Annotated in this window: 15 protein-coding genes and 1 pseudogene; 13 read left to right on the top strand and 3 right to left on the bottom strand. The window is 61.4% G+C overall.

Annotation, left to right across the window (positions count from 1 at the left end):
• Positions 1-270 precede the first annotated feature (270 nt).
• Together pal and VES88_14565 are read left to right on the top strand one after the other, a co-directional pair.
• On the top strand, positions 271-2,013 hold the full coding sequence (gene pal, locus VES88_14570; protein ID HYN82710.1) for a peptidoglycan-associated lipoprotein Pal: 1,743 nt from the start codon (positions 271-273) through the stop codon (positions 2,011-2,013).
• A gap of 160 nt (positions 2,014-2,173) precedes the next feature.
• A complete protein-coding gene (locus VES88_14565; GenBank protein HYN82709.1) occupies positions 2,174-5,224 on the top strand; it encodes a PAS domain S-box protein in 3,051 nt (1,016 codons plus the stop codon).
• A 24-nt stretch (positions 5,225-5,248) separates the two neighbouring features.
• On the opposite strand, the gene VES88_14560 is transcribed toward VES88_14565, so the two are convergent.
• Positions 5,249-6,295, bottom strand: coding sequence for a carboxypeptidase-like regulatory domain-containing protein (locus VES88_14560; GenBank protein ID HYN82708.1), 1,047 nt, complete (start codon positions 6,293-6,295; stop codon positions 5,249-5,251).
• 129 nt (positions 6,296-6,424) lie between these two features.
• Here VES88_14560 and VES88_14555 point away from each other — a divergent pair, with 129 nt between their 5' ends.
• The 4 genes and pseudogenes from VES88_14555 to VES88_14540 all read left to right on the top strand — a co-directional run bounded on the left by VES88_14555 (position 6,425) and on the right by VES88_14540 (position 10,194).
• Positions 6,425-7,942, top strand: a complete 1,518-nt coding sequence (locus VES88_14555) for a YifB family Mg chelatase-like AAA ATPase (protein HYN82707.1) — start codon at positions 6,425-6,427, stop codon at positions 7,940-7,942.
• Between the two features lie 187 nt (positions 7,943-8,129).
• On the top strand, positions 8,130-8,717 hold the full coding sequence (locus VES88_14550) for a hypothetical protein (GenBank protein ID HYN82706.1): 588 nt from the start codon (positions 8,130-8,132) through the stop codon (positions 8,715-8,717).
• A 1,003-nt stretch (positions 8,718-9,720) separates the two neighbouring features.
• Positions 9,721-9,843 (top strand): annotated as a pseudogene (locus VES88_14545) (ATP-binding protein).
• Positions 9,829-10,194 (top strand): hypothetical protein, encoded by a 366-nt coding sequence (locus tag VES88_14540; GenBank protein ID HYN82705.1) that lies wholly within the window; start codon positions 9,829-9,831, stop codon positions 10,192-10,194. The pseudogene VES88_14545 and the gene VES88_14540 overlap by 15 nt, the downstream one beginning before the upstream one ends.
• A 27-nt stretch (positions 10,195-10,221) precedes the next feature.
• Here VES88_14540 and VES88_14535 read toward each other — a convergent pair whose 3' ends face one another.
• Both VES88_14535 and VES88_14530 read right to left on the bottom strand, forming a co-directional pair.
• Positions 10,222-10,404 carry a hypothetical protein gene (locus tag VES88_14535; GenBank protein ID HYN82704.1) on the bottom strand — a complete coding sequence of 61 codons (183 nt, stop codon included), beginning with the start codon at positions 10,402-10,404 and terminating at the stop codon, positions 10,222-10,224.
• 139 nt (positions 10,405-10,543) lie between these two features.
• Positions 10,544-10,903, bottom strand: coding sequence for a class I SAM-dependent methyltransferase (locus tag VES88_14530; protein HYN82703.1), 360 nt, complete (start codon positions 10,901-10,903; stop codon positions 10,544-10,546).
• A 245-nt stretch (positions 10,904-11,148) separates the two neighbouring features.
• On the opposite strand from VES88_14530, the gene VES88_14525 reads away from it, so the two are divergent.
• From VES88_14525 to rimO, 7 genes are all read left to right on the top strand, one after another.
• Complete coding sequence (locus VES88_14525; protein HYN82702.1) at positions 11,149-11,799, top strand: hypothetical protein; 651 nt, start codon at positions 11,149-11,151, stop codon at positions 11,797-11,799.
• Positions 11,796-13,163 carry a sigma-54 dependent transcriptional regulator gene (locus tag VES88_14520; GenBank protein ID HYN82701.1) on the top strand — a complete coding sequence of 456 codons (1,368 nt, stop codon included), beginning with the start codon at positions 11,796-11,798 and terminating at the stop codon, positions 13,161-13,163. The genes VES88_14525 and VES88_14520 overlap by 4 nt, the downstream gene beginning before the upstream one ends.
• Positions 13,164-13,176: 13 nt before the next feature.
• Positions 13,177-14,676, top strand: coding sequence for an aldehyde dehydrogenase family protein (locus VES88_14515; GenBank protein ID HYN82700.1), 1,500 nt, complete (start codon positions 13,177-13,179; stop codon positions 14,674-14,676).
• A gap of 53 nt (positions 14,677-14,729) precedes the next feature.
• Entirely contained in the window at positions 14,730-15,524 is a 795-nt protein-coding gene (lepB, locus tag VES88_14510) for a signal peptidase I (GenBank protein ID HYN82699.1), read from the top strand.
• A gap of 70 nt (positions 15,525-15,594) precedes the next feature.
• Entirely contained in the window at positions 15,595-16,452 is an 858-nt protein-coding gene (locus tag VES88_14505) for an RNA polymerase sigma factor RpoD/SigA (GenBank protein ID HYN82698.1), read from the top strand.
• A gap of 222 nt (positions 16,453-16,674) precedes the next feature.
• Entirely contained in the window at positions 16,675-17,175 is a 501-nt protein-coding gene (locus tag VES88_14500; protein ID HYN82697.1) for a YajQ family cyclic di-GMP-binding protein, read from the top strand.
• A gap of 51 nt (positions 17,176-17,226) precedes the next feature.
• Positions 17,227-18,618, top strand: coding sequence for a 30S ribosomal protein S12 methylthiotransferase RimO (gene rimO / locus VES88_14495; GenBank protein ID HYN82696.1), 1,392 nt, complete (start codon positions 17,227-17,229; stop codon positions 18,616-18,618).
• Positions 18,619-18,647: the final 29 nt, after the last annotated feature.

Here is an 18,647-nt window from a genome sequence, read left to right as displayed (position 1 = left end):
ATCATCCAAATCGTTGGCGGTCATATGTTTGCCAAAGTCTCGGCTCTTGTCGCGGAATCGTCGTTTGGTGACACATATGCCTAGCGCGAGTGAATTTTCCTGCTATGTTGCCGGACAAGGTGTTGCGAGCCTTTTTCTGTGGCGTTGAGGGCTCTACCGGCATGCATCCTGCCTAACGGCAGACGCGATCACTTATCCCGGTTGAAGTTGCTGCATCCACCATTCAAAGAGGTAATCACCATGTTGAGAAGGCGTTGGACCGTCTGCGCAATGACGGCCTTGCTCTTCGGCGGAACGGCCGCGGCACAGTCGCCGGGGACGCTGTTGATAGGCGGCTTTGGCCAGTGGACAAAGTACGATGACGCGTTGTTGCTCGATGAAACCATCGGAGTAGGTGGCCGAATCGGCGCTTTCTTCGCCCCGAACTGGAATCTCGAGGCTGAGCACAGCTACAACCGCCCCGACCAGTTGGGAGCCGGACAGACCGGATCCATCTGGCACGGCCCGCTCTCAGCGAGAATTCGCTACAGCTTCCCTCTCGCCAACATCGCTTCGATCCATGTCGGCGCCGGCGGCGTGGTCACGGGATACGCGGGTTACGAGCCGGATGAGCCCACTGGTCAGGACCTGATCGACATTCGGTCGAACAGCCGTGGCTACAACTACGGGGCTCAGGGTAACGTCGGGTTCAGCCTCGGGTTCGGCATCGTTGCGCTGCGAGTCGACGGTATCGTCGACTACCATCCCAACGGATCGCCGAGCATCGGCCGCGGACTCGCAGGTTACGAGTCGCACACGAATCTGCGTGCGCAAGCCGGACTGGAGCTCCACGTTGACCCCCGCTCGCTTTTCGGAGGCAGTGGCATGACGAGCTTCTCGGGCCCTTACATGCCATACCAGGCGTGGGACGACATGCCCGAGCCGGCGCTCCCCGGAACCTTGGAGATCGGCCCGTTCGTGCAGTATACAATGTTCGATGACAATGCACCCGGCGCTCCGAAGGATGGCATCGGATTCGGCGGACGTGTCGGTGTTTTCCTCACGGATACGCACTGGGAGCTCGAGGGCGAAGGCCAGAACACCCAGACCGACGTCGATACGGACGAGGGCTCATCCGGTGACGGTGTTCCCTTCAGTACCAGGGCCAACGATGACGTCAGCTACACGTCATTCGCGTTGCGCATGAATTACAACATCCCGATCATGTCCGCGGCCCAGTTCATCATCGGCCTCGGCGCGGTTCGGTCGAACTACGCGGCCGAGTCGCGCATCACGTCGGTCGGTCGTGCTTTCCAGTATAACTACGGTGTCAGTGGTCTCGCCGGCATTCGCTTCCGCGTGGCAAACCGCGTTGCACTCCGTGTTGACGGAGTTGCGGATTGGCACAAGGATACAGAGAACCTCAACCTGATCGGCCGTGCTGGACTCAGCCTGCTGATCGGTGGTGCGCGTCCGGAAATCATGTGCACGTACGCTGGGCTCGAGAATATTCCTGCCTCGGATCCGCGTTGCGTCGCTCCGCTTCCGCCGCCTCCGCCGCCAGTTGCACCGGCAATGTGCCCGTACCCGGGTCTCGGCTCGCTCACAGCGACTGATCCGGCCTGCGTAGCACCTGCAGTGTCTGTGGTCGACACGACAGCCATCACGGCACCGATCTACTTCGACTTCGACAAGTCTGATATCCGTCCGGACGCCGCTGCGACACTCGATCGCAAGATCCCGTGGCTCACGGCCAACCCCGGAATGCGGATACGCATCGAAGGCAACGCCGACGAGCGCGGCTCGGATGAGTACAACCTGGCCCTCGGCCAGCGTCGTGCGGCCTCCGCGAAGAAGTACCTCGTCGAGCATGGCGTCGACGCGGGCAGGTTCGACCTCGTCAGCTACGGTGAGGAGCGTCCTGTCTGCACCGAGCACAACGAGGAGTGCTGGCAGCGCAACCGCCGCGATGACTTCGTCATCGTAACGATCGGCAGTGACGCGATCGTGGTTCCACCCGGCGGCGAGGAGTAAGAGCACCTGGTTCGGGCCGGTCGCCTCGGCGGCCGGCCTCGAACGGAAAGGCGGGGCGTCTTCGGACGTCCCGCTTTTTTTGTTCGCGAGCAGGGTTTCCTTGCGGTGGCGAGAACCACCATCGCATAATTGTTTTGTTCAGCTCGAACACCCGATGTGAGTGCTCGCGCGCAGTCTTCTTCCGGCGCCCGCGCTCTTTCTCAACGCTCCTCAACGCGTCCTCATAGCCACAGTGCGACCGTTCTCTGCGTCTGCCGGCTCGGGATCAAAGCCCGATACTGAAGAGCGCTTTCGCGCCACGCTGGAGCAGGCGGCCATCGGCGTGGGACACCAGACCCTCGACGACAAATGGGTATGGATGAATCAGCGCTGGTGCGAGATCGTCGGCTTCTCCAGGGAAGAGCTGCTGGCGAGAAACCTTTCGGGCCTTACACACCCCAACGATCGTGAGGCAAGCGCCGAGTTCGATCGTAAGGTTCGGGGCGGCCAGCTGGACAGGTACTCGATCGAGAAGCGCTACATAAGGAAGGACGGTGTTGTCGTCTGGACGCTGCTCACGGTGAACGTCGCCCGTGATGCGAACGGCAATCCGAGTTACTGCATCGCGTTCCTCGACGACATCACCGAGAGGAAGTACGCCGAGCAGCGGCTCGCGGCGCAGTACTCCGTCGCTCGCATACTTGGCGATTCCCCCGACGCCGCCGACGCGCCACGCCGCATCATCGAGGCGATCTGCCGCAACATCGGATGGAGCGCCGGCTCACTCTGGCTCGTGGACAAGACGGGGCAGCAGCTCACTTGCGTGGAAAGCAGACGCCTTTCACGCAGCACCGATCGTTTCCGCGGCCGTGCGCCCGATGTGCCGCTCAAGATGGGACACGGCCTGCCGGGAAAAGTGTGGGCTACCGGCGCACCAGCGACGATTCAGGACGTGAACACCGACTCGAGCTTTCCGCGCTCGCTTCTGGCGACGACCGTGGGAATGCACGGCGCGTTCGCGTTTCCGGTGAAGAGCGGGCCCACCGTCCTCGGCGTCATGGAGTTTTTCAGCCCGGACATTCAGCCGGCGGATGACGAGCTGCTGCGCACCATCACCGTGATTGGAAGTGAGCTCGGACTTTATCTCGACCGCAAGCGATTCGAAGAGCGAGGAAGTCAGAGTGAGGTGAGGCAGGAAGCAATTGTGGACGCCGCTCTGGACTCGATCATCTCGATGAACCACAAGGGCATCATCACCCACTTCAATCGCGCCGCTGAGCGCACGTTCGGCTACAAGAGCGAAGACGCGATCGGCAAATCGCTCGCCGAGCTGATCATTCCACCCGATCTGCGCGGCGCGCACGAGGCGGGTGTCGCGAGGTTCACTACGACTGCTGAATCGAGAATGCTCAACCATCGCGTCGAGACGTGGGCGCAGCGCTCCGACGGGACCCGTTTTCCTGTCGAGCTGGCGATCACGCGCATCCCGCTGGACGGCCCCCCGGTCTTCACGGGTTTCATTCGCGACATCACGGCGCGCAAGAAGGCAGAGGAAGCGATTCGCGAGAGCGAGGACCGCTTCCGCGGTCTGGCCGAGGCGACCGTCGAGGGAATCCTCATTCACCGGGACGGAGTGATCACGGATGCGAACCCGAGCCTCGCGCGCATGTTCGGCTACGACCTCTCCGAGATCATCGGAGCAAATGCGGTGGACCTGCTCTGCGTTCCTGAGCTGAGAGAGATGCTGACCGAGAAGCTCACGAAGGAAATGGGAATGCGAAGCTCTCCGCCGTATGAGATCGTTGGCCTCAGAAAGGACGGATCGCGCATCGACGTCGAGATAACCGCGCGCACGGTCCCCTTCGGCTCGAGTACGATGCGCGTGGCGGCAATTCGCGACATCACCGAGAGAAAGCGACTGCAAAAGCAGGAGATCGAGCTGATTCGCGAGCAGGAAGCGAGAGCGGTGGCGCAAAGCTCGGAGAAGCGCGCCGCGTTTCTCGCCGAGGCGAGCCGGGTGCTCAGTATGTCGTTCGACTATCACACGACCATCGCGCAGCTCGCGCGGCTGGCTGTGCCGGCGATGGCGGACTACTGCGCGGTTGACGTCGTCGAAGGCGAGAAAGGCTTCATGCGACTCGGCTTCGCCCATTCCGATCCCAAACGGGAAGAGGAGTTCCGCGCGAAGCTCACCGTGTTCAGGCCGGAGGATGTCTCACCGACCCATCCTGTAATGAAGGCGCTCATCAAGGGTGAGAGCGATCTCATCACGCGCGTGACGGATGAAGGCCTGCGCGCCGCCATGAACAACGAGGAGCAGTATCAGCTGCTCCGGAGCCTCGAGCCGAAATCACTGATCACCGTGCCGTTGATCGCTTCGGGAAAGATCGTCGGGGCGCTGACGCTGGTGTCTTCGCGCGACGATCACATTTATACTCCCGAGGACGTCAAGCTGGCAGAGGAGCTTGGGCGAAGAGCGGCACTCGCGGTCGAGAATGCACGGCTGTTCGATGAAGCGCAGCTCGCGACCAAGGCGCGCGACGACATGCTTGCAGTCGTGGCGCACGATCTCAGAAATCCGCTCAACACCATCTTCATGAGCTCGCAGCTGCTGATGGAGATCGTCTCGAAGACCGAGCACCCGACTGAGCATCGCCAGGTCGCGATCGTGCAGCGCGCCGCAGACAGGATGAATCGGCTGATTCAGGATCTTCTCGAGGTGAAGCGAATCGAAAGCGGCAATCTCGGATTGGAGAAACGCTCGACCGACGCAACGTCGGTGGTCAGCGAGGCACTCGAGATTCTGCGTCCGATTGCGGTTGCGAGCTCTCTCAGATTGGAGAGCGAGGTGTCACCCGATCTGCCGCCGATCAGGGTGGATCCGCCGCGGATTCAGCAGGTACTGTCGAATCTCGTCGGAAACGCGATCAAGTTTACACCTGCGGGAGGCGAGATCATCCTGCGCGCGACGGCGGCCGAGCGAGAAGCGTGTTTCGTCGTTGCCGACAACGGTCCTGGAATACCGTCCGACGCTCTGCCACACATCTTCGGCCGTTTCTGGCAGGGGAAGTCGACTGACCGGCGCGGCATCGGGCTCGGACTGGCAATCGCGAAGGGGATCGTCGAGGCCCACGGCGGGCGAATCTGGGTCGAGAGCCAGGTCGGAGCGGGGAGCAGCTTCTTCTTTACGGTTCCGCTGGCGGAGACAGGAGAGGCTGCCGTCGTAAGCTAAGAAGGCGGCCGCAGCGCCTGCCGATCAGCGACCCTTCCCCGGGCTCAGCAACGGCATCGCGAATTCCGAGATGCCGGTGGGCGTGTCCCTGACAAACTCGAGTCGAATCAGCTGCTGCTCCTCGATGGCCAGCCGGGACGGGTCGTACTGTCCTTTTTTTGGAAGAGGCTGCTCCGAACGGATGCGATCGAACAGAGTGAGTCCGGGGACGATCTCCTTGTAGGTCGTTCGCACCTCGAGGCCGAGTATCGGAGGATTGAGAAGCTCGGGATTCGTCATCCGGAAAACTGCTTCCTTCACCGTGTAATCAGTGGTGTCGATGGAGATCGTTCCCTGGACGTCGGGCGTCCTCACACTTCTGGCTGGAGTAAAGTGGAGTCTGAAAACTGACTGTTTGCCCAGTTTCCCGGTTCCGCCGTAGGAGAAGCAGTGCTCCCGGAGGAAAACGGAATCAGCAAGATCCGTGAGCTGTGGGACTCGCATTTCCATGTCGTTTGGATTACCGAGGCCGCTCGGCCGGGTAAGTTTGCCCGGCTGGTAGCGGTCGTTCGTCGCGCTGGAGAGATAGACTGTGTCGCGGCGCGCTCCGCGCGCGACCGCCAGCGAGTAGCGGAACGGGTACTGGTTGCGGAGCACCAGCTCCCTTTCAGCGTTCTTCTTCACCTCGTCGAGGATGCCTGAGGCGAATGCATCGCGATCGATCTGTCGCCCGCACGGCGTTTTTCCAACGGTCCTGACGTCCGCCAGCTTGAATGCGACGGGGCGGAGCACGAGAGTGAGTGCCAGGTTAGTTCCATTGAATTCTATGACTGTATCGAGCGGTGCGAATCCGAGCTGTCGAATTCGGAGGTGATACTTCCCGGCGGAGTCGACTCTGAATGAGAAACGCCCCTCGGGACTGGTCAGCCGCTTTTGTGTAATTCCCTCGAGCGAGACGGTGCTGTATGGGAGGGGTTGTTGGCCGATCCCTCCGACCACTGTGCCGCTGATGACAGCGGAGTTTTGTGCGGCGAGCGCCACTGGTGACAGTAGAATCAGTGTCGCCGTACGGTTGAGCCTCACTGCCGACATGCTGCTCCTCTAACGCGTCCCCTGGCGATACGATCCGGACTGGCGCAACTCGACTCCGCGGCAATCCGCTGCACACCCGCGAATTGGAATGATTCCGCCGTTGCAGCTCGGGAGCAATAGCGTGCCTGTATGCTGGCCGCAATCCGGAGCGCAGCCGTGCTCGGCATCGACGCGTATGACGTCACCGTCGAGGTAGACGCGACCCAAGGCTTGCCTCAGTGGACTATTGTCGGACTGCCACTCGGCGCCGTTAAGGAAAGTCGCGAACGGGTGGGATCCGCGCTCGTCAATTCCGGGTTCGCGCTTCCGCCACGGCGAATCACCATCAACCTCGCTCCTGCCGATGTCAGGAAGGACGGGACTGCATTCGATCTTCCGATCGCGCTTGGAATCCTCGTCGCGACAGGGCAACTTCCGCCGCACGCTGTCGAAGGTCGTGTGTTCGTCGGTGAGCTCGGGCTCGACGGCTCGGTTCGGAGCATCCGCGGTGCCTTGCCAATCGCGAGGCGAACGGCAGTGCGATCGGGTTCGGCTGAACTCGTTCTGCCGCTGGCGAACGTCGGCGAAGCGGCTCGCGTTACTACGCTGCGCCTTGCCGCTCCTGAAAATCTCCGATCGCTGGCAAGCGAGCTCAGAAGTGGCTCACTCTCCTGTGCGAGAAACGGGACAGCACCGGAGCCACGCCAGGAATCACTTCTCGACTTTGCCGACGTGGTAGGGCAACAGACCGCAAAGCGGGCTCTCGAGGTTGCCGCAGCAGGTGGACACAACCTTTGTATGACCGGCCCGCCCGGAGCGGGGAAGACGATGCTCGCGAGACGCCTCCCCGGCATTCTTCCGGGGCTAAGCGAGGTCGAATCGCTCGAGGTGATCGCGATTCAATCCGTCGCCGGAATTCTGCCGGGCGATGTGCCGGCAATCTGCCCGCGGCCGTTTCGCGCGCCGCACCATTCCATCTCATCCGCGGGACTGATCGGCGGCGGAAGCACGCCCCGGCCGGGCGAGGTAAGTCTTGCGCATCACGGCGTGCTGTTTCTCGACGAGATGCTCGAGTTTCCGCGCTCCGTACTCGAGGGTCTCCGGCAGCCGATGGAGGATGGACGTGTCGTGATCTCTCGCGCCGCCATGTCCGTTGCATTCCCGGCGATGTTCACGCTCGTCGGCGCAACGAACCCCTGCCAGTGCGGGCGACTGGGTGACTCGACCGGAACCTGCTCCTGCTCGACAACGGAAGTGGAGCGATACGCGAAGAGAATGTCGGGGCCACTCGCCGACAGGATCGACATGCACGTTACAGTCGGTCGCGTAGCGCTTACAGATCTTTCAGCGGTGGGCAACGAGGAATCGTCAACCGAAATTCGTCGGCGCGTTTGCATTGCTCGCGTGCGCCAGAATGCCCGTTACGCGCGCATGCAGGGAGTAGCGTGCAACGCGCACGCCGCCGGCCGATGGATCGATGCGTACGGAGGCGTGACGTCAGACGCCAGATGCTTGCTTCATCGCGCGGCAGAGGGGCTCGCACTGTCAGCGCGCGGCTACCATCGGGTGCTCAAGGTGGCACGCACCATCGCCGATCTCGACGAATCCGACTCTGTAGCTGAAGTACACGTGGCCGAGGCACTGAGATACAGGCAGGCGCGTTCCTAATTCTTGGCAGCGACTCGCGATTGACCTCGAGCTCCACCGTCTCCCCGCCTAGGCCTCCGACTCAGAGGCCGGAACGCGAATTGCTCCAAGTGTGAACACCGAGTCTGCATCGCGGCGATGATGAGGTCTACGCGGAATGTCGGTGTCGCTTGACCCGCTTGTCTCCTATTCCCGTTGAGGAGGTCCCATGTTCCGGTCGACCGCACTACGCGCTCTCTCTGTCCTGCTCGTCTCGCTCGGCGCCTGTGCGCCAAGCGCACAAGTCGCCTCTGGCAAGCCGATCGATGTATCGGGAGGCGATGGCGCTCTCATTGCCAATGCGACCTCCGCGGCCCCCGAAGCGATTGCGCCCAACGCGACAGTGATTGCGTTCGACAGCAAAGGACAGATGCGGACCGTGCGCAAGGGTTCGGGTGAATTCACCTGCTTCCCAGACGATCCCACCACCCCCGGCAACGTACCAATGTGCTTCGACCAGTCAGGCCTTGCGTGGGCACAGGCGTGGATGACGAAGCAGAGTCCCGCTCCCAATCTTCCGATCGGGGTCGCGTACATGCTCCAGGGCAGCTGGACGCAAAGCAATGTCGATCCTCATGCCGCACCAGTGCCGGCTACACCGGGCGTCCAGACTGGACCGGCGCTGATGATCTTGAACACGCGCGGGATGCTCCAAGGGTACCCGCGCGAGCCGACCAATCCGGGGCAGCCGTTCGTCATGTGGCCAGGAACCCCGTATGAGCACCTCATGGTGCCGGTTGCCGCGTCGGGCCGATAGCCGGAACCCGTCCCCCCGAATCACGCCTGATAAGCGTGAGGTCGGTAGTTCAACTCTATCCAGGGCCTCCTTCATCAACCTTGAAAACGGAGAGGGATGCGTGCACCGGTATCAACTTCGCTTCAATGCATTTGCAGTGGCGCTTGCACTCACGAATGCGAGCACCAGCCATGCACAAGGATTCCCGTTCAGCCAGCGCGGCAGCGTCAGTCAGACCGTCGCCTTCACGGACATCACGATCACTTACGGCCGGGGGAATTCATCGGCTACTAAAGTATGACGAAGGGTGCGGGCCGCCTACTGGAAAAATACCTCATGCCCTTTAACGCCTTGAGAATCGCCACGTCGGACCGGTCCTGGGGAGGAAGTCCTTGTCGACCCTGTCTCTATACCCGTCAAGGCCATTACTGCCGGAAATCCGAATGAGTATCGGACGTGCGGACAGGAAGCCGCGCCTCACAATAGCACGACGTTTAATTGCCGGCGAAGCGTATCAAATCACTGAGCACGCCTCAGGGCGTCTTGCTATGCTTCGACGAACAAGAGTGGTTTGGACGTTGCTCTCTTTCGCATGTCGCGTCGAAATACGCGGTGACCTTTTCGCGAGATTGTCGGGCCATTCCGCGTGTGTCTCTCTCAAGCCGCGCTACAGTACCTTCGTCGGTATTAGTCAACGCAGCAAGCCTTCTCTGGGATAGCCCGAGAGAACGTCTCTTCCGTCGCATCTCCTCCCCGGGCGTCTTGGGCTCCGGCAGCGGGTTATAGCCAAGGAACGCGAGGATGGCCGGATAGAATCTGATCCCTATTCGCGATTTCAGCTGTTCTTCCCAATGCTTCATTGTCCAGCCGTTGGTTCCGAGCTTTCGCGCCAACTCCTTCCGATTGAGTCCGAGGTCAATCCGCCGCTTGCGGATATGGTCCCCTAAATGCTTGAGCTCATTGGGGTAACCCGGCTTTGGCTTTGACGCCGTGAGGCGCCACCCGTAGTAGGGCAACGCAAGGGTGCCCGTGCGGCCGGCTCGGCGATGGAACATCCGCATGCATCTGTTCAAGTAAGGACGTTCAGCACTACGCGAAGAGAATTTCCGGACCGCTTGCAGACAGAATCGATATGCACGTCATGGTGGGGCGAGTCGCACTCGGCGATCTGTCGGCGAAGAAAGGAGGCGAGTCGTCAGTCGACATTCGTACGAGAGTATCCGGCGCGAGAGCTCGCCAGCGCGCGCGATATGCGGCAGTCGAGGGCGTCGGCTGCAACGCTCACGCCCCCGGGCGATGGATCGATGGTCGCGGCCGCGTCGCACCTCGCGCTCGATTGCTGCTCCAGCGTGCAGCGAATGAGCTCGCACTTTCGGCGCGCGGATACCATCGCGTTCTCAAAGTTGCGCGGACGATTGCCGATCTCGACGACTCGGCTTCGGTTGTGACAGCGCACATAGCGGAGGCCTTGCGGTATCGACAGGCAACCGCGCACTAGCCGACCAGAATCAATCCGGCAACGCGATCAACCGCGGTCAAATGGCAGCACGAGCGTCTCGCCCGGCTCGAGAGCCAACCACCTCGCAAGAACGTCGGCACCGAGCTGTCCGTCCTGGCGCTCCCATGTAGTCGATCCATCGGCGCGAACGCACGCGAGAGAAGCTGAGCCGTCCTTGTTTTTCCTGATCCGAATGAGAAGGTCAGGCATCCCATCCGCCGATAGCGACAAAGGATTTGGTCAACCCGGCGATTTTCTCCTCGTGAATGCGGACGCCAGGAAAAGAGAGCTGAACCTCCGGCGGGTGAGCAGCTGAATGGACTCGACCTCTGCCCGCGCTGCGGAGGGGTCAGCGATTCGCCTGTACCAGCCGACGTCGAAATGATTCACCATCCATGAGCGCACCGAGCGGGAGGTATTGGAACCACGGAAAAAGAAAGTGCGGCTCGAGGGGAAAGCGCTTGTTCGGCGTCTGCACGAAGTACCGTTTGCCGACCCGTTGAATCTCGTCGGCCATCCGCCGCTGGGTAGCATAGTCGCCGACATGCTCGATGACCGAGCTCGAGAACACGACGTCGAAGCTTCCTGTAGCGAACTGCGGAATGAAGCGGGCGTCTCCGACAGCGCTCAGGAAACGCGATGACGACACCTTCTGATGCTGGGTGTTGAGCAAGGTCACGCGAATGTTCGCGGGGTCGTCGCCAAGCATCAGGTCCCGGCGTCGTCACGCTGGAGCCAGCTCGAGCGCAGCCGGCGTTCGGACATTCCGCTGAAGAAAGTCTTGCGGGGAAGTGCCGTCTCAGCCATCGCCGAAGAAGGAAATCATGTGGCACACGCGATGCAGCGCGGCGCGCCGTTTGCCCACAATCGGGCCGTCCGGGTACTATGCTTCGGGCCGGCTACCGCGGATATTCCGCCTCGCCGATGTTCATCACCCGCGCGCGGATCTGACACATGTTTGGCTGCATCCGAAGACTCGGCTGTCTCGCTATTCTCCTGCTGGGCGCAGGAATCTGGTACTGGTACGCTCGTGTCGAGCCGTCGCGGCGCGCCGGGTCCAACGCAGTCACCACCGTTCGTGGCTGGGAGCCGCTCTCGCAGCCCAACGCCGAGCGGGGCCAGCGGGCAGTCAACTCTCTTGCTCAGCGCTCCGGGCCGGTATTCGCCAGCCTGACAGCCAGCGAGGCGGCTTCTTACATCTTTCTTGCCGCAGCGAAGCAGCAGCTGCCTCCTTCCGCGCAGAGCATCCAGTCTGCGATCATTGGCGACCGGCTCTACGTAAAGGCCAACGTCGCCCTGAACGAGCTCGGCGGCAAGAAGGTGCTTGGTCCACTCGCCAATTTTCTCACCGATCGAGACTCGGTGCAGCTTGGCGGAACCATCAACGTCATACGACCGGGACTTGGACAGTTCCTCGTTCAGGACGTAAAGCTCGGGAAGCTCGAGGTGCCTTCGGCTCTCGTACCGACCCTTGTCTCTGAGATCCGGCGCGGCGACATCCCGGCGGGTGTCGCGCAGAACGGATTCCCGATGCCATTGCCCGACTACATCTCCGACGTCCGGATCTCGAACGGGCGGATCACGATCTACAGAAACGCTCAGTGAGCCGTCGCATTCTCGTTGTTGACGACGAGCAGGGCATTCGTGCCGCCCTCGGTCAGCTGCTCGAGTACGAGGGCTACGAGGTGCACTCCGTCTCCAACGCAGCCGACGGGATAGCCGAATACCAGAAGTGGAAGCCCGACCTCGTCTTCATGGATGTCAAAATGGGCGGAATGGACGGGCTCGAAGCGCTCAAGCGAATTCGCGAGCTCGACCCGAGCGCCCTCGTCGTGATGATCAGCGGACACGCGACTATCAGGACAGCCGTGGAAGCGACGCAGCTCGGCGCCTACGAGATTCTCGAGAAGCCGCTCGATACCGACAGGATTCTCGTGATGCTGCGGAACGCGCTCGCCCATCTCGATCTTCGAGAGGAGAATTCCAGGCTGCGCGACGTGAGCACCGCGCCATACGAGATAATCGGCGAGTCGGGCGCGATGCGCGCGCTGGTGGACAAGATCAAGAAAGTGGGCGCCACGCCGGCGCGAGTGCTCATTACCGGCGAAAACGGAACGGGGAAGGAGCTGGTGGCGCGCGCCCTCCACAAACACTCTCCGCGTGCAAGGAAGACCTTTGTCGAGGTCAACTGCGCGGCAATTCCCGGGGAGCTGATCGAGAGCGAGCTGTTTGGCCACATGAAGGGCTCCTTCACCGGGGCGACGGCGGATCGCGCCGGGAAATTCGAGCAGGCCAGCGGTGGAACGCTCTTCCTCGACGAAATCGGCGACATGAGTCTCGCGGCGCAGGCGAAAGTCCTGCGTGTCCTTCAGGACAACGTCATCACCCGCATCGGCGGCGCGCGGTCGATTTCCGTCGACGTGCGTGTGATCGCCGCGACCAACAAGAATGTCGAGGCAGAGATTGCAGCTGGACGATTCAGGGAGGACCTGTATTATCGTCTGAACGTCGTGCCGATTCATGTTCCGCCGCTGCGCGAGCACCGCGAAGACATACCGGCGCTGGTTTCCTATTTCATCGCGGTGCTGACGGAGCGCGAAGGGATAGTTCCGAGGAGAATGGGGGAGAGCGCGATGGAGCGGCTCAAATCGTTCGACTGGCCCGGCAACGTGCGCGAGCTGAGGAATACCGTCGAGCGACTTTTGATACTGGCCAGCGGCCCCGAGATCACGGCGCGCGACGTAGAGCGGCTTGCCGGCGCGCGCGCAGCGGATGATACGGGCCTTGGCAATCTCACACAGTGCCGCACATTCGAGGAGTTCAAGGATGCGGCCGAGCGCGCGTACCTCCTCGGCAAGCTGCGCGAGTTCGACTGGAATGTCTCCGAGACCGCGCGCGCCGTCGAGATGCCGCGGTCGAACCTCTACAAGAAAATCGAGCGATACGCACTGACACGCGAGCACTCGTAACACTCTTCCTACAATGAAACGATTCAACAATTTCATCGCCGGCGAATGGTGTGCGTCTGATTCGGGCACCTGGTTCGAGAACCGGAACCCCGCCGATACGACCGACCTGATTGGGGAGTTCCCGCTCTCTGGCGCCAGTGACGTCCGCCGCGCCGTCGAAAGTGCGAGGCGCGGCTTTGCCATCTGGCGGACTGAGCCGGCTCCTGCGCGAGGAGACGTTCTCAGGCGCGTTGGAGACATTCTGGTTCGCCGGAAGGAGGAGATCGCCGACGCCATGACGCGCGAGATGGGCAAGCCGCTCACCGAGACGCGCGGAGATGTTCAGGAGGGCATCGACACCGCCTACTACGCCGCGAGCGAGGGCAGGCGGCTCTTCGGACATACCGCGCCCAGTGAGCTGCGCAACAAATGGGCGATGAGCTTCCGCCGACCCATCGGCGTGGCCGGCCTGATCTGCCCATTCAATTTTCCACTGGCGATTCCCACCTGGAAAATGTTTCCGGCTCTCCTCTGCGGTAACGCCTGCGTGTTCAAGCCCGCCGAAGACGTTCCACATACCGGAACGCTGCTGGTGGAGATTCTCCTCGAGGCAGGTCTGCCTCCGGAAGCGATCCAGCTTGTGCATGGGAGAGGTGAGGAAGCGGGAGCGGCAATAGTCGATCATCCCGACGTTCCACTCATCTCATTCACCGGATCTACCGAGACGGGCAGACTCATCGGCGAGACTTGCGGACGAATGCACAAGCGGCTGTCGCTCGAGATGGGCGGAAAGAACGCCCAGATAGTGCTCGACGATGCCGATCTCGAGCTCGCCCTCGAAGGCGCGCTGTGGGGTGCATTCGGAACAACCGGGCAACGTTGTACCGCCACCAGTCGTCTGATTTTACAGAAGGGCATTCACGACCGGTTCCTGGGGCTGCTGGTTGACCGGGTGAAGGCGCTGAAGCTCGGCGACGGCCGCAAAGCGGGAACGGACGTTGGACCACTGATCAATGAATCCGCTGTTGAAAAGGTCGAGCGTTATGTAGACATTGGCGTCGAGGAAGGAGCCCACCTCATCTGCGGCGGTAGACGGGCCGAGGGTGCGGGGTTGTCAAAGGGCAACTTCTTCCAGCCGACTATCTTCGCGAACGTCGAGGCCGGAATGACGGTCGAGCAGGAGGAGATTTTCGGTCCCGTGCTGTCCGTCCTCCGGGTTGCATCGGTGGAAGAGGCGTTCGCGGTGAACAACGGCGTGAGGTACGGGCTCTCGTCCTCGATTTACACCAAGGATGTGAACGCTGCTTTCAGGGCGTTCTCGGAGCTGGACAACGGAATCACCTATGTGAACGCGCCGACAATCGGTGCGGAGGCACACATGCCCTTCGGCGGTGTAAAGCAGACGGGCAACGGGCATCGCGAGGGCGGCTGGGAGGTCTATGAGTTCTACTCGGAGACCAAGGTCGGATACGCGGATTTTTCTGGAACGTTACAGCGGGCGCAGATCGACAATTATCTTGGTACGCCGGATTAGCGCTGGGCAGGGGGCTTGTGATTGGGTCAGACGAACACGGAGACGGCGCGGTAATGATGGTGAGTGAAGAACGGCGCTCGAGCGCACTCGACAAGGCAAACGGCAGACGCCGGTCCGGGCTTCGATTCGCCTGGGACTGGTTCCGCTCCGTTGTGATGGCGCTCGCCCTCTTCCTCCTCATCCGCTCATTCTTCGTCGAGGCATTCAAGATTCCGACCGGAAGCATGGAAGGCACTCTCCTCGTCGGTGATTTTCTGCTCGTGAACAAGCTGGTGTACGGTGCCGAGGTTCCGTTCGCCGGTGTCAAGCTCCCCGGAATCCGCACGCCGAAGCGCGGCGACGTCATAGTCTTCCAGTGGCCCGTTGACCGCACCAAGAATTTCGTGAAGCGAATCGTCGGATTGGCCGGCGACACGCTCGAGATGCGGGATGGAATGCTGATTCGGAACGGCGTGCCGCAGCGCGAGGAATACGTCTCCCATACCTCGCCTGGCTCCGACGTTTCCGATGACGAATTCAACTGGCAGCTGGGTTATCTGCTCAGTGCAAATCATCCGGTGCCGGCGAGCCCGCGCACACCGATAAGCATCGGCTCGCTCGACGCGCTCCCCGGATATCATCCTTCCCGTAACAACTGGGGTCCGCTGGTCGTCCCCGATAGGAACTACTTCGTGCTCGGTGACAATCGGGACAACTCTCTCGACAGCCGGTACTGGGGATTCGTCGCGGACTCACTTGTGCGCGGCCAACCAATGGTGGTCTATTATAGCTACGACCCTGATGGAGGCGTGAAGCTCGACTGGCTCACGCGAGTTCGATGGAAGCGGTTCGGGGAGATGATCCAGTAGCGGCACCGGCTCGCGATAGCGGCCGTTGTCCGCCATAATATCGCGGTCGCAGGAAGGAGCAGCATCAGGTATGGCGGTTTCGGTAAACAGAAAAACGACGTACGACGAAGGCTCGCTCGACCAGTACCTTCGGGACATCAGTGTCTATCCTCTGATCACTCGCGAGGAAGAAGTAACCCTCGCGCAAAAAATCCGTCTCAACGATCAGGAAGCGCTCGACAAGCTCGTTCGATCGAACCTGCGCTTCGTCGTATCGGTCGCCAAGAAATACCAGAATCAGGGAGTCTCGCTCTCCGACCTCATCAACGAGGGCAACCTCGGCTTGATCCGCGCGGCGCACAAGTTCGACGAGACGAAAGGCATCAAGTTCATCTCGTACGCGGTGTGGTGGATTCGACAGAGCATTCTTCAGGCGCTTGCCGAGCAGTCTCGCATTGTCAGGGTGCCGCTGAACCGCGCCGGTGCGCTGCACCGCATTGGAAAGCGGGCGAGCACGCTCCTGCAGGAGCTGGGGCGACAGCCGACCCACCTCGAGATCGCCGAAGGCCTCGACATCACCGAGGAAGAAGTCGCCAAGACGATGCTGATCTCGCAGGTGCATCTCTCTCTCGACGCGCCGATGACGCCGGGGGAAGACAACCGTCTGCTGGATTATCTGCCTGACAACACCAATCGCACTCCCGACGAGCAGACCTTCGAGAAAGCGCTCTCGGAAGCAATCGAGGAATCGCTGTCGAACCTCAAGGAGCGCGAGTCGAAGATCCTTCGCCTCTATTTCGGGCTCGACGGAGAAGATCCAATGACACTCGAGGATATCGGCACGCTTCTCGGGATCACGCGCGAGCGTGTGAGGCAGATCAAGGAGAAGGCGCTCTTGAAACTTAGACACAACTCGCGCCGCCGGGCATTGGAGTCGTTCCTGGGATAGTGTCTTTGCGGCATCAGTGAGCCAGCCACAGAATCACAGAAACACAGAACGGCATCGCGCGCTCGAATGAGACCTTCAACGCTGAAGGTCTCTTCTTTTTGATTAACTCACCTCGGGCCGAGAGTCCGTAACCGCGCGAGCTGTTCCCCCATGCTTCTGTGTTTCTGTGATTCTGTGGCAAGTGTACAGATGCCTAGCCGCACAGATGGGTTAAATTGGACCATGGCCCAGCAAAGCTCATTCGACGTCACCACCGGAGTGGATCTCCAGGAGGTCGACAACGCCGTCAATCAGGCGCAGAAGGAGATCGCGCAACGCTATGACTTCAAGGGCTCGATTGCGTCGATTGAATTCAGCCGCGCCGAGGGCGCGCTGAATCTCACGGCGGAAAGCGAGTTCCGGATGCAGGCGCTGTTCGACGTGCTCCAGGCAAAACTCATCAAGCGCGGCGTACCGACGAAGAATCTCGACGTTGGCGATATGAAACCCGCCGGTGGTGACAAGGTCACCCAGCAGATAAAGCTCAAGATGGCCCTGGACGGCGACACCGCAAAGAAAGTCGCCGCGGCGATCAAGGAGGCCAAGCTCAAGAAGGTGCAGGCGGCAATCCAGGGAGATCAGGTGCGCGTCACGTCCCCGTCGAGGGACGACCTTCAGGCTGCCATGGCCCTTCTGCGCGAGAAAGACTTCGGCGTCCAGCTCAAGTTCGGCAACTACCGCTGACTCCGCCGTGCCGACAATGATCGCGCGGCTGCTATCGCCCGCAAGCCTCCAGTGAAGGTTGGCTTCGTCACGCTCGGCTGCGACAAGAACACCGTCGACACCGAGAGATATCTGGGAGATCTCAGCGGGTACGGCGGCGAATTCACGCCCGACCTCGCCGAAGCCGAAGTGATAATCGTCAACACATGCGGCTTTATTGACGCCGCCAAGAAGGAATCCATCGACGCGCTCGTCGAGGCCGGACGATACAAGTTCGACGGCGTCTGTCGCGCGGTGGTCGCCGTCGGCTGCATGGTAGAGCGGCACAAGGCGGAGCTGATCGATGCGCTCCCGGAGGTGGACCTCTTTCTCGGGGCGTCCGAGGCGGGCTCACTGGCGCAGGAGCTGTCGGACCGCGGCATCGGCGCGGCGGATCCATTCGTGCTGCACCCGGGCGTACGACTCTACACGGGTGATCTGCCGCACGTCCGCTACCTGAAGATCAGCGAAGGGTGCGACCATGGCTGCGCCTTCTGCGCGATTCCCCTGATGCGTGGAAGGCATCGCTCATTCGCGCGTGGTGAAATCGTGCGCGAAGCGCAGCTGCTTGAGTTGCAGGGCGCCCGCGAGCTCAATCTCGTCGCTCAGGATCTCGCGCATTACGGGCGCGATCTGCGCGCCGGCGTACGGCTTCCCGAGTTGCTGGAGTCGCTCGTCGCGGAGACGTCGGTACCGTGGATCAGAATGCTCTACCTCTATTCCGCGGGTATCACGCCTCGGCTTCTGGAGGTGGTCGCGCGGGAGCCGAGAATTCTTCCATATCTCGACATGCCCATGCAGCACGCCGCCGACGAAGTGCTGGCACGCATGCGGCGGCCGGAGCGAAAGCGGACGATTCGAGAGAAGGTTGCGAGATTTCGGGATGCGGTGCCGGGTGTCGCGATTCGTACCACCTGCATCGTTGGATTCCCGGGAGAAACCGAGGCGCACTTCAACGAGCTGCTCGAGTTCCTCGAGGAAGTCGCGTTCGATCGTGTGGGCGCGTTTACATACTCTCCGCAGGAAGGGACGCGCGCGGCGGAGCTCGAGGACGACGTGCCCGACGCGCTCAAGCGCGAGAGACTGGAGCGGCTGTCCGAGCTGCAGCGGTTCATAACCTCGGAGCGATACGAGACTCGTCTTGGCACGGTGGCCCGCGCTATTGTCGACCGGCAGAACGCCGACGGCTCGCAGGCGCGCCTTCCCTGGCAGGCCGACGACATCGACGGCGTTACGCACCTCGATGAACCGCTCCAACCTGGCAGCTTCGTGGACGTCGCGATTCAGGAAGTAGTCGAGGATTACGATTTCCGTGGCTCCGTCGTCGGTGTTGCAGATGATCCACCCCGCCGCGCCCGCAGAACCTCACCCGCCATCCTGTCCCTTCCTGTGCTGGAGGCGACAATTGGAAGTTTCGGCCGCTGAGCGGCGGCCCTGAATGTGCCATTCAAAAG

Source organism: Gemmatimonadaceae bacterium (genome assembly GCA_035633115.1).
Taxonomy (GTDB): Bacteria; Gemmatimonadota; Gemmatimonadetes; order Gemmatimonadales; family Gemmatimonadaceae; genus UBA4720.
The sequence above is the reverse complement of the archived record's forward strand: the minus strand, read 5'-3'. Positions and strand labels throughout refer to the sequence as shown.